This window comes from Microcystis aeruginosa LEGE 91341 (assembly GCF_015206885.1).
Taxonomy (GTDB): domain Bacteria; phylum Cyanobacteriota; class Cyanobacteriia; order Cyanobacteriales; family Microcystaceae; genus Microcystis; species Microcystis aeruginosa_H.
In genome coordinates this window covers 1-10,921 of record NZ_JADEXY010000138.1, presented here as the reverse complement: position 1 = coordinate 10,921, position 10,921 = coordinate 1, and the positions used below count along the sequence as shown (strand labels likewise).

The following is a 10,921-nucleotide window of genomic DNA, read 5'->3' as shown; positions in this document are numbered from 1 at the left end:
GAAGTGGGGGAGTGGGGGAGAAACAATCCATAACTGGGTTTTTAAAGTTCGATTGGGAGTCAATCATACTAAGTAGGTGGGTGTTAAAAATTGTCAGATACCCCCCTTATCAAGGGGGGATCAAAGACAAAATCTATCTTCTATTTACTTATTAAATAGACCGTAACTTTTGCCGACTAATGCTCAAATATATCTTTGTATTGCTGTAAATCTAAAGCAGTAAAAGTGGGGATGCAACTAAAGCATTTTTGGGCTAATTCCCATCTTTCTTCTCTTTGCAGCATCACAATTAGTTTATCTCGTACTGACAGTAAATAGCGCACATCGTTAGCCGCGTAACTCAGTTGTTGTGCGGTGAGATTAGCGGCATTTCCCCAATCAGAACTTTGAGCGGTTTTGTCTAATTCTATGCCTTCTAATTCCTGCACGAGACTTTTTAAACCGTGACTACTGGTATAAGTACGAGCCAGTTTACTGGCGATTTTAGTGCAGAAAATCGGTTGAGTCGCAATGCCAAAAGTTTGGAACAATTGAGCCACATCAAAACGGGCGAAATGAAAGACTTTTTCTATCCGCTCATCTTCCATGACCTTTTTGAGATTAGGAGCCTCTGTTTGCCCCCTAAAAACGCGAATAGCGGTGACAAAACCACTGGGATCACAGAGTTGAATTAAACACAGTCGATCGCGCCCTGGGATTAATCCCATCGTTTCTGTATCTACGGCGATCGAATTAACCCCTAAATAACGGGATAATAGGTCATCACTTAAATCTCGATCGCACACTTGAAAATTATCTAGGTTCATATAGTTAGGAGTTAAGAGGTCAGGAAGTGGGGAAGTGGGGAGATAGGGAGATGGGATAAAAAAAGCCGAGAGATGATAGTTAAAAACTGATAATTAAATTTAAATATCATCATGGTCATTTTGTCAACGCTTTTTAACAAAAAGTTGTGTAAAATAATATTCACCAGCATTATTTTTAGCGATACCGATACCGGTGAGATTATAATCACCAACCATGTTTTTTTGATGACCAGGACTATTAATCCAACCCTTGACAGCAACAGCAACAGGGTCAGGATATCCCTTCATAAAAGCCAAGTTTTCGCCCATTTTTTCTAAAGGGATCATCCTTTGTACTGCCTTGACTCTTCCCTCAAAACCATCATGACTAAAAGGAGCCTGTTTATTGGCCATTTTTTGACTAAATAAGCGAGCTTCATGACTAACGCGAGCATCGAGACGTAGGGGAGGTAAATTTTGAGAAATTCGGTAGCGATTAACTTGATAATTAGTGTTTTCTTCGAGAGTAATAAAAAAAGCTTGATTCCCGATAGGATCGTAGCTAAGGGGATTAGTAGCAACGGGAGCGGATTGACGTTTTAAAAATATTTGAGTAAAGTACAATTTTCCTTGATTATCCGTTGCTACTCCAATCCCGGTACTATCAAAATCTCCCTCCATATTTTCCCGATGACCTTGACTTTTAATCCAACCATCCACAGCAATCACTACTGGGTCATCATAACCCTGATTAACTGCCAGATTTTCCCCCACCGCTTCATAGGGAACTGAAACACCAATAGTTTGCGCTCTTTTGTCAAAATCTTGGTGACTAAAAGGAACCAAACCCGCGGCCATACGTTGGCTATGTAATCTTGCTCGTTGCGAAATTGCCCGATTTAACAGTAGGGGAGATAAATTGCGAGATTGACGATAGCGATTGACCTGTTGATAAATTTTATTCTCTAAAACAAGTAAAGTTGCCGCATCTAAAGGAGAGGGAGAAGGAGAAGGAGAGGGAGAAAAAGATGGCACAAATTCCGTAAAAGAGCTATAGTTTAAGGCACTACAGGCCATTAAACTTGTCGATACAAGTATCAAAATTCCTAACTGATAACCCTTCTTAAAAGAACTTTTCATATTAAGCTAGTCTGGAACGGGAAATAGGTCAAAACGAATATCAAATTTAGATGCACAATAGCTTATCTCTCTCGCTGATAACTGTTAACTGATAACTGCTCACTGTTAACCATTCATCGATAGATATTTAGCCACCGATTGCACATCTTTATCACCCCGTCCAGAGAAATTAATAACAATGCGAGGACTACCGGTTATTTGCGGGCAAAGAGTTTCTAAATAGGCTAAAGCGTGGGCAGTTTCTAGGGCCGGAATAATCCCTTCTAAACGGGAAACTCGTTGAAAAGCTTCTAGCGCTTCCTTGTCGGTGACACTGTAATATTCGGCGCGACCACTATCTTTTAAAAAGCTATGTTCTGGCCCGACTCCGGGATAATCTAAACCGGCACTAATCGAGTGGGCCTCGATAACTTGACCTTCGTTATCTTGTAATAAATAACTCATGGCCCCATGTAGAACCCCCGGTTGACCTTGGGTAAGGGTAGCTGCGTGTTTTCCAGAGGCGATACTTTCCCCGGCAGCCTCAACACCAATTAAACGCACGGAAGTTTCTTTAACAAACTCATGAAATAAACCCATAGCATTAGAACCACCCCCCACACAAGCGAGGAGAATATCCGGTAAACCGCCCCATTTTTCCAGACTTTGCTGACGAGTTTCTTGACCAATAATCGCATGAAAATCGCGCACCATCATCGGATAGGGGTGGGGACCGGCCACAGAACCGAGGATGTAGTGAGTGGTTTCCACATTAGTTACCCAGTCGCGAATCGCTTCCGAGGTGGCATCTTTCAGGGTTCCCGTCCCGGCGGCCACGGGTTGCACCGTCGCGCCAAGCAGTCTCATGCGGAAAACATTGAGTTCTTGGCGTTCCATGTCGTGAATTCCCATATAAATCACGCATTCTAGACCAAAACGAGCGCAAACCGTAGCGGTGGCCACGCCATGCTGTCCTGCTCCGGTTTCGGCGATAATTCGCTTTTTACCCATGCGTTTGGCTAATAAAACCTGACCGAGGGCGTTATTAATCTTGTGGGCCCCGGTATGGTTTAAATCTTCCCGTTTTAGGTAAATTTGCGCCCCAGTACCGTCCGTTTTGGCATAATGGGCGGTGAGACGTTCGGCAAAATATAAGGGACTAGGTCTGCCGACGTAATCCTTGAGCAGTTGATTTAATTCTTCTTGAAAATCGGGGTCGTCTTTATACTGATTATAGGCCGTTTCTAGTTCACTTAAGGCTGGCATCAGGGTTTCTGGGACGTATTTGCCCCCGTAGCGTCCAAAACGCCCAAAAGCATCGGGATACTGGCTTGCTGTGCTGGCTGAGGCGGTATAAATCGGCGTGATAGTCATGTAAATCTTAGATGAGAGACTATGTCCATTATAAATCTAAGGGTTTAGTCTCTGGATTAACCTGAGTTCGAGGGCAATCATCACCTAAGTAGTCGTGCAAAATTAATTTCCCAGTCGAGACAGGAGACAGGAGACAGGAGACGGGGGACTCCAAGACAGCTATCAGGGATCAGATTTGAATTTTTAGTTCACTGTTTACTGATCACAACAAAAAGCGTTTGGCTGACGGGTGACGGCTTGGATGTGTAATTAATTTTGCTTAGGTACTTAATACTAAATCCGTTGAGTATAGGCTATATATCAGGACGGGCAAAAGGCAAGAGGCAAGGGGCAAAAGGGGGAATAAATAATCAGTTTTTAATAACAGGATTTAGTATAACCTACCTAATAATCAAAGGGTGAGCATTGCCCACCCTGTTACTGATTTTACAACCAAATACTCACATCAACTTTTAACACCTGTCCTAATAGTAATAACCATTTTAATTGAGTCATCGGCCAGGGACAGGCAGCATCTATTGAATTAGACCGCAAAGAATTAGGAACTAGACGATCATGGAAGTAATAATAGTATAATTCCTGAGAGCGATCGAGGGATAATCCTAGGTTTAATTGTTGGCTAACTTCAATTAAACGGGTGATTAAGCAAGTATCCTCCTCCGCCATTAAAGGATCGCCATCGTGTAATAATTTCCCAAGAGATTGCCAGAGCAAACTTTCTAAGATTTGACGCGCTTCGGGAATATTTAATTGACAGTGTAAATGATTGGCTTCCTTAGCAATAGCAAATAATTGATCGAGATTATTCTCCGTCGCTTGCCGCTGCTCAAAATCTTTTTCTAGGGCATTAATCACCTGTAAACAACGATGAGAAATGGCAATATCGGCCGCTACCTGTAACTCTGGAGGTACGGGCAGATCATCCCGTTGGAAAGCCGCTAAAATGCCGTAATTATCCCGATAAACTTGGGTGTATAATTGATCTAGACGTTTTTTAGTTTCGGCTGTCACCTTCTGCATGATTCGGTGTCTTTCATCGGCAAAAAGATGGGGTAAAGCAAAAAAGTTTTCTCCCAATCCGCGCCCCATTTCTACGATCATGGTTGAGACACTGGCCTGTTGTAAAGATTCAAAGAGATGATCCTTAAGATTGGTATAGATTAACCGACTGTTAAACGGTTGAATGCAGCAGTAAAAATCCCAACCTCCTAAATGTAGAACAGCAAAGACAAAATGTTCACTTTCTTGGGTAATTTCCGAGGTTAATTCCACCTGTCCCACTGCTAAAGTTAAAGACCCGATCGCTTGTTTTTGATAATCTAATTGACGGGTATTGTAACAATAAATCCGATGATGACTGGGATAATTGGTAAATAGGGAACTAATGGCGTAATGGGCCGCCACCCGTTCCAAATCCACCCGCGCAGAAGTGACCAATTGTCGATAGACATCAGCCCCATCTTGATATAATTTAACGTTACTGGGAGCGAAAGCTAGACGACTGAGGAAATTCATTTCTAATTGAATTCCGGCCACTTCTCCAGCTAATTCCAGGGCCCGGCCAGCATATCTCAAAATTTGCGTACCTTCAGGTCGAGAAATTTCCTCAAAAAACCAGCCACAACTGGTAAACATCAATAAAGCTTGTCTTTGCATTTCTAATAAACGCAAAGCGTCGATTTTCTCGCTTTTACTCAGATTGCGACTTTGATGCAGGGCGAGGAAATGTTCGATCGCGTCTGGGGATCGATCTAAAATAACTGCAATGTAGTCATCCCTTGTCTGCCAAGGATCCCGGAAAAATTCCTGTCCCTGAATCTCATAGACCTTAATCAACTCATCTCTGAGCCAATTTAGGGACTCCCGCAGGGGTTTACGCCATTTTTGCTGGTAATTTCCCCCTCCCCCACAACCACAGTCATCCTGCCAACGATTTACACCATGAACACAACTCCACGCGGTCACGGGTTTTAATTCCACTTCCCAAGTGGGGGGGCAAATACTGAGATAATGGGCGAAATTGGTGACTGTCCAGCCGTTTTTAGGGAAAGATTCCGTAAAAGCATAGCTAAGACACTTCTCTGTCCCCTTTTTGTGGTGGCCGAAGGTTTCCCCATCGGTAGCGACGCTGATTAACTGGGAGGGACGATGATCCCCTTTAATTGCTTGTCCCAGACGACCGACGAGAAAATCACTGCTAGCTAGGACATCATTAAAGCCCATATCGCGAGAAATTGGACCATCGTAGAAGAAAATATCCAGATAACGACCATCGGGGATGTAACAGCGATAGGGACGGGTGGGATCAATTTGACCTCCGGCCACCGCGTGCCATTGGGGATGGGGATCATGGTCGCTAGGGAAAGGACGACAGCGCAGGGCCTGGGAAGGGGCTAAAATGGTGAATTTAATCCCTTCATCGATTAAAGCTGTCACTGTGGCTAAATCAATGGCTGTTTCTGCTAACCACATTCCTTCGGGATCACGGCCGAAACGATGCTGAAAATCGGCTTTTCCCCAACGAATTTGGGTGTATTTGTCCTGTTTGTTGGCTAGGGGCAGAATGATATGATTATAGACCTGGGCGATGGCGTTACCATGACCGTTTAAGCGTTGACAACTTTTTTGATCCGCTGCCAGGATACGTTGATAAACTTCGGGATCATGGGATTGCATCCATGACATGAGGGTGGCCCCGATGTTAAAGCTGAGATATTCGTAGTTATTGACTATTTTGATCACTTCCCCCCGGTCATTGTAAATGCGCGCAAAAGCATTGGCACGATAACACTCGTGATGGATGCGTTCATTCCAATTATGGAAGGGATGGGCGCTCGGTTGCCGTTCAATTCTGTCTAGATAGGGATTTTCTCGCGGTGGTTGGTAAAAATGTCCGTGAACCGTGATATAAACTCCGTGAGCGGTTTTCAGGGGATCAACCCCCGTATCGGTATAGGAATAAAAGGTTGTAGAAGGATTTTCAACAAGATAAGTCATAGGAATGCCTAGAAAATCGTTTTTTTTGAGCGAAAATAGCTGTAGAATGTAGCGACCTGATGTTTTAAAAAACTGAAAACCTTGCCGTTTTTTACGGACTTGGTGTCACAATATCATATTTTGCGTTCCTAGCAAAGCTAAGGTTAACAATTCGCAACTTCTCTATACACAGCACCAAGTAATACTAAATTTTGTAACAAAATCTAGCTTTTTCGGGTAAGCTGTTGGCTATCTAGGGCTGACTGACCATCCTTTGCAATCAGCGTTCTACCCTAGGATAGATGCGATCGCTCCTCCCCCTGCCCCAAAAGCGATCGCCATTACCCAAAAATTGCTCATTCCCAAAATGATCGCCCACTGCATTCCTATCCCAAGCAATGGTAGTTTTAAACCTTAATCAACAAAATGACGGCGATTACCTTGAGCCTAGTCATAATGAAATTTACAACTGATAATAATAATTTCTGTTTCTGTAATTTTATAAACTAAGCGATGTTCATCATTAATTCGTCTTGACTAATAACCCTTGAGTTGATGTTTTAAGGGTTCGGGTTTGCCGATTCCAGAGAAGGGATGGCGCAATATATCATCAATTAAATCAACGATTTTTTTATAGAGTTTTTTGTCTTCTATCGCCCATTCATTGAATTATTTAAAAGCTTTCGGATCAAATACTATATTTTTCACGCCATTCTTTTGTGGTGATTGTCACTAAGTTTTCTTTATTTTCTATTCTGTCAATAGCTTCCGATAATTGACGCTGATTGGCTTCTGTTGAAAGAAGATATTCGGTTGTATCGGTTTCAGGATCAGATACTAAAATAATGATATCCACATCCGTTCCTTCTTCTAGTTCCGCAGAATAAAGCTCTATTTTTCCTTCTCTGCCAACAATTCCTTTCTGTTTAATCGCTCTAATCATGATTTTTTCTCTTAAGATGTCAAACAATTATCGCTATTATATCAAAATCAGCATGAGTTAGAACTGATGACAAGAAAAGCGATCGCCATTACCAAAAAGTTGATCCTCCCCAATGCGATCGCCCTTTGTTAATTTTATGAAAAGCGATCGCATTATTTCAGAACTGGGGTTTGATATGAGTGTTCCATACTTCACGCAAGTTATCAGCATCTTCTTGAGATAGCTGCCCTAATTTGGTAATTAGTAAAGATTTCTCTAAGCAATCAAGTCGTGATAAACGCACGGTTGAGGCAACTCGTAAACCACTGCTTGACCAGTCTTTTAGTAAAACATCGGTTTGTGTTCTCGGCTGTGCAGATGTCACTGCTGCTAATACAACATCGGCTTCATCTAGCCAAAGAATTAATACGGGTCTCTTTTTTGAAGATATGCCATTTGTAAAAGGAATTGATGCAACCCAGATTTCTCCAGCCTTAATAGTCGTCATATAATCCTTCATCTTCTGACGAATAACTTTTTAAAAAGGCATCATGGGCGAGATCGCCTGTTTCTGGTTTTGGCTGAATAGTAATAAGCCATTTACCTTTGCCGATTCCTTCTATTATGGAGCTAGGTATCGTAAATTTTTCTCCGTCTTGAAGCTCTATTTCAAAAGCTAACTGTAATAACTGGCTTTTCATATTGTGTAGATACTAAAATATGTAATATCCTAACATAGAGTTCGGTTTTGGTTTTAGAGCGATCGCACCCTCAACACCCAAAACCTCATGATCGCCTAAAAATCACGACTCATAGGAATAGCGATCGTCCCTTCTCCTCATCAAAAAGCGATCGCCCTTGGCGTTCCTATCCCAAGCAATGGCAATTTTAAAGTTTAATCAACAAGATCACAGCGATCGCACTACAAGATCGGCAATCATAGTTCAATTCCATTGATCCAAATTTCATACTCGCTTATATCAACTTCATCATTCCAAACGATTCCGCTACCTGATGGATCAAGTTGAAAGTTTTTAAAGAAAGCATAGTTTTTAAGGGAAGAAAACATCGTTTTTTCTAGTAGATTTTCACAGTTATATTTTCTAGCTTGATGATTAGAAAAATGCACCAATAGAGTATAATTTTCAATGATTTCGGCTGATGTTATTTTGGGATAAAGCATTGTTTTATTTCAAGGGTGGTAATTTATTAAATTCTTGAGTGTTCCACATTTTCAATAATTCTGATTGATAGATTGTTGCCCATTCTACAACCATTTTTGTGGCTCTATTAGGTAAGTCTCCTTCAATTATTTCTAAGGTTTCCAGATTAAATAGGGCGTTATATTCTCCATAAATCGCATGAAAATGGGGAGGTGGATGATCGGCAAAAAAGATTTTAATGATAATTCCATAAAATCGAGTAATTTCTGGCATAAATCTATTTTTATAAGTCTTGCTTTATGACAAAAATATTATAACAAAGCTTGTTGGGTTTTGTTACCTCGACCTAAACGACAAGATCAGCAATCGCACTCCTCATCCCCAAAAAGCGGTCGCCCTTGGCGTTCCTATCCCAAGCAATGGCAGTTTTAAAGTTTAATCAAGAAGATAACAGCGATCGCACTACGTTCTTCGGCATCGCACTTATATCATTTTTCAAAAGTAATGACAGACTTAGTTGATCATTTCAAAGGGCAATCCCTCTCGGAGAAAGGAATTGCCCTTTCAGATGTTAGTCACGACTATTGAAAATTGGTATTAGACTCACAGCTGCAATCAATGTGCATGGTGCGTTCCCCAAAATCGATAGCCGCAGTAGCAGGACTTGCATTAGGGAACGCACCCTACGGCGATAGCGTACTGCTATGCAGTGCCTTCGGCATCGCACTTACTATTGTCCTAATCTAAAACAATAGTAGTTCCTGTCCTAAAGGCACGATAACGACCTCTGTTAGGAACTTCAATAATTTCACCGTAGCCTTCTCTTAGACAAAAATTGAAGGGATCATTTGGAGCTTTTTTGCATTTACCGCATTCATGCCAGCCATCTCCAGTATTGTTATCGTATCTACACTTTTTGTTAGAAACTGGAATAAAACAATTCATAAAATTTTGACTATTTGGAGTATTGCCAAAACTACCCTGAAGTGGAGGAGAAATACGATATCGCCATTGACCATCCATTGTTTTATAACTTTCGCATTTATAAGTTTTTGGCTTGGCTTGAACAGGAGTTGATGATGCGACTGCTACAAGAACTGTAGCCAGCATGGAAACACTCAAAAATTTGCAAATCATAAAAACTACCTTGTATTTGTCTTAATTCTTTGAATCAAACTCTGTCTAACTATTGATTATACGGAAACTTTCTGTCTAACAGTCCTGAGAGTAACGACAGGTGGGAACTTTCGGCATACTACCCCATTTTAGCGCAATTGCCGGAACTTTTCCCCATATCATACCCAAGAGCGTATTAGTCAGATTAAACAACCTCTTTTAAGTGGATTCCTAACAACAAGCTGAAATAAAATAGACTTTTCGGGAAGTCTAGCACTAAGTCTTCAATCCACCCCACAATTACCTAATTTTCGGGGAAAAAGTGCCTAAATTTTGCCACCGGCTGGCACTTTTTGAGGACAAAAAAGCCTAAAAATTTTATCCCACAAGGTTTTTAAGTAGATAGGTATTAAAAACTTTCAGATGCCCCCCTTATTAAGGGGGGATTAAGGGGGGATCCCCCCGCCTATCGGCACCCCCCTTATCAAGGGGGGCAGGGGGGATCAAACCTAAAATCCATTTTTAATTTAATTATAACCAGCTACTTAGCTCTATTCAGCCAACCCTATTTATTGGTGTACTTGCAAATGAAGGACATAATGACCTAAAATCAGGTTATCTGACCATAATTCGTACTCTAGACGCAAATATTCGGGGAAATTATTCCCCTCTAATTGGAGACTACGGGTATAGTTGCGGAGGCGAAAAGCGTAACCCGGTTCAGGACTTTCGGCATTTAACCAGTAGCGACTGACACCAAAAACCCCTTGCTCCCAAAAATGACGATAGGCGAATTTTCCCTGGCCCTGCATGGTCATAATTACCCGATTGGCCGAAATTTCTAGCCAAATTAACTTATTTTGATTATTTTCGGGTTTAAGTGTCTCTATTTCTGGGAGAGCGACTGGTGGTTGATTGAGGAGAAGATGAAACCGGTGGCGATCCTTTTGGTAGAGGGTAGCGGAAGTGTCTAAAGTGGAGAGGATGGGTAGATCTGTCGAGAGCAGACAGAAGGAAACGGGACGGCGGTGATGGGCAAGCATAGACTAGACTTAATGGTGTCCTTATCTCCACAATAGTGGATTCTCCGCCCACCGCTACCAGCACCGGAAATTTTTTTGAGAAAAAATCCAGAAAACACTTGCATTATTGAGGGACTTATGATTATAATTATTAATTGTGAGTAGCTTTCCTCGGTAGCTCAGTGGTAGAGCGGTCGGCTGTTAACCGATTGGTCGTAGGTTCGAATCCCACCCGGGGAGTTAATCAAAAATAGCAGCGGCAATAGTTTTTATTGCCGCTTTTTGATGTTTTTAACTAAGCTGTTGACTATCTAGGATCTGCTGAAAAAGTTTTTCCTGGGGGTAGGAGTCAGGAGTCAGGAGTCAGGAGTCAGGAGTCAGGAGTTTTAGGCTTTGTTGCCCTTGTTTTTTGTACCAAGCGATGTACTACAAGAAGGATAATGC

General features: G+C 41.8%; 11 protein-coding genes, 1 tRNA gene and 1 pseudogene. 1 reads left to right on the top strand and 12 read right to left on the bottom strand.

Going from position 1 to position 10,921, the window contains the following annotated elements; genetic code table 11:
* Window positions 1-176: 176 nt before the first annotated feature.
* From IQ234_RS17350 to IQ234_RS17295, 12 genes and pseudogenes are all read right to left on the bottom strand, one after another.
* Entirely contained in the window at window positions 177-806 is a 630-nt protein-coding gene (locus IQ234_RS17350; protein ID WP_193957993.1) for a ribonuclease D, read from the bottom strand.
* 123 nt (window positions 807-929) lie between these two features.
* Window positions 930-1,925 (bottom strand): CAP domain-containing protein, encoded by a 996-nt coding sequence (locus tag IQ234_RS17345; RefSeq protein ID WP_193957992.1) that lies wholly within the window; start codon window positions 1,923-1,925, stop codon window positions 930-932.
* 105 nt (window positions 1,926-2,030) lie between these two features.
* Entirely contained in the window at window positions 2,031-3,278 is a 1,248-nt protein-coding gene (trpB, locus tag IQ234_RS17340; RefSeq protein ID WP_193957991.1) for a tryptophan synthase subunit beta, read from the bottom strand.
* A gap of 426 nt (window positions 3,279-3,704) precedes the next feature.
* Entirely contained in the window at window positions 3,705-6,275 is a 2,571-nt protein-coding gene (locus tag IQ234_RS17335; protein ID WP_193957990.1) for a DUF3536 domain-containing protein, read from the bottom strand.
* A gap of 426 nt (window positions 6,276-6,701) precedes the next feature.
* A pseudogene (locus IQ234_RS17330) lies at window positions 6,702-6,908 on the bottom strand (Txe/YoeB family addiction module toxin).
* Between the two features lie 34 nt (window positions 6,909-6,942).
* The gene (locus IQ234_RS17325; protein ID WP_193957989.1) at window positions 6,943-7,197 is read right to left on the bottom strand and encodes a hypothetical protein; all 255 of its coding nucleotides are present in this window, start codon (window positions 7,195-7,197) and stop codon (window positions 6,943-6,945) included.
* 157 nt (window positions 7,198-7,354) lie between these two features.
* A complete protein-coding gene (locus IQ234_RS17320; RefSeq protein WP_193957988.1) occupies window positions 7,355-7,684 on the bottom strand; it encodes a type II toxin-antitoxin system PemK/MazF family toxin in 330 nt (109 codons plus the stop codon).
* On the bottom strand, window positions 7,671-7,877 hold the full coding sequence (locus tag IQ234_RS17315; RefSeq protein ID WP_193957987.1) for a hypothetical protein: 207 nt from the start codon (window positions 7,875-7,877) through the stop codon (window positions 7,671-7,673). The genes IQ234_RS17320 and IQ234_RS17315 overlap by 14 nt, the downstream gene beginning before the upstream one ends.
* Window positions 7,878-8,113: 236 nt before the next feature.
* Window positions 8,114-8,359, bottom strand: coding sequence for a DUF2442 domain-containing protein (locus IQ234_RS17310; protein ID WP_002737254.1), 246 nt, complete (start codon window positions 8,357-8,359; stop codon window positions 8,114-8,116).
* A gap of 4 nt (window positions 8,360-8,363) precedes the next feature.
* Entirely contained in the window at window positions 8,364-8,612 is a 249-nt protein-coding gene (locus tag IQ234_RS17305) for a DUF4160 domain-containing protein (protein WP_002736965.1), read from the bottom strand.
* A gap of 465 nt (window positions 8,613-9,077) precedes the next feature.
* Window positions 9,078-9,449: a hypothetical protein gene (locus IQ234_RS17300; RefSeq protein WP_172969776.1), complete on the bottom strand. Its 372-nt coding sequence runs from the start codon at window positions 9,447-9,449 to the stop codon at window positions 9,078-9,080.
* Window positions 9,450-10,024: 575 nt separating this feature from the next.
* Window positions 10,025-10,498: a hypothetical protein gene (locus tag IQ234_RS17295; protein ID WP_193957986.1), complete on the bottom strand. Its 474-nt coding sequence runs from the start codon at window positions 10,496-10,498 to the stop codon at window positions 10,025-10,027.
* Between the two features lie 147 nt (window positions 10,499-10,645).
* Here IQ234_RS17295 and IQ234_RS17290 point away from each other — a divergent pair.
* Window positions 10,646-10,717: transfer RNA gene (locus tag IQ234_RS17290), tRNA-Asn, on the top strand.
* The last annotated feature ends 204 nt before the right edge of the window (window positions 10,718-10,921 follow it).

Bases quoted from the DNA above. Each gene is read 5' to 3' on its own strand.
- IQ234_RS17325 (WP_193957989.1), bottom strand. From the start codon at position 7,197: ATGATTAGAGCGATTAAACAGAAAGGAATTGTTGGCAGAGAAGGAAAA.
- IQ234_RS17305 (WP_002736965.1), bottom strand. From the start codon at position 8,612: ATGCCAGAAATTACTCGATTTTATGGAATTATCATTAAAATCTTTTTT.
- trpB (WP_193957991.1), bottom strand. From the start codon at position 3,278: ATGACTATCACGCCGATTTATACCGCCTCAGCCAGCACAGCAAGCCAG.
- IQ234_RS17315 (WP_193957987.1), bottom strand. From the start codon at position 7,877: ATGAAAAGCCAGTTATTACAGTTAGCTTTTGAAATAGAGCTTCAAGAC.
- IQ234_RS17335 (WP_193957990.1), bottom strand. From the start codon at position 6,275: ATGACTTATCTTGTTGAAAATCCTTCTACAACCTTTTATTCCTATACC.
- IQ234_RS17350 (WP_193957993.1), bottom strand. From the start codon at position 806: ATGAACCTAGATAATTTTCAAGTGTGCGATCGAGATTTAAGTGATGAC.
- IQ234_RS17300 (WP_172969776.1), bottom strand. From the start codon at position 9,449: ATGCTGGCTACAGTTCTTGTAGCAGTCGCATCATCAACTCCTGTTCAA.
- IQ234_RS17295 (WP_193957986.1), bottom strand. From the start codon at position 10,498: ATGCTTGCCCATCACCGCCGTCCCGTTTCCTTCTGTCTGCTCTCGACA.
- IQ234_RS17345 (WP_193957992.1), bottom strand. From the start codon at position 1,925: ATGAAAAGTTCTTTTAAGAAGGGTTATCAGTTAGGAATTTTGATACTT.
- IQ234_RS17310 (WP_002737254.1), bottom strand. From the start codon at position 8,359: ATGCTTTATCCCAAAATAACATCAGCCGAAATCATTGAAAATTATACT.
- IQ234_RS17320 (WP_193957988.1), bottom strand. From the start codon at position 7,684: ATGACGACTATTAAGGCTGGAGAAATCTGGGTTGCATCAATTCCTTTT.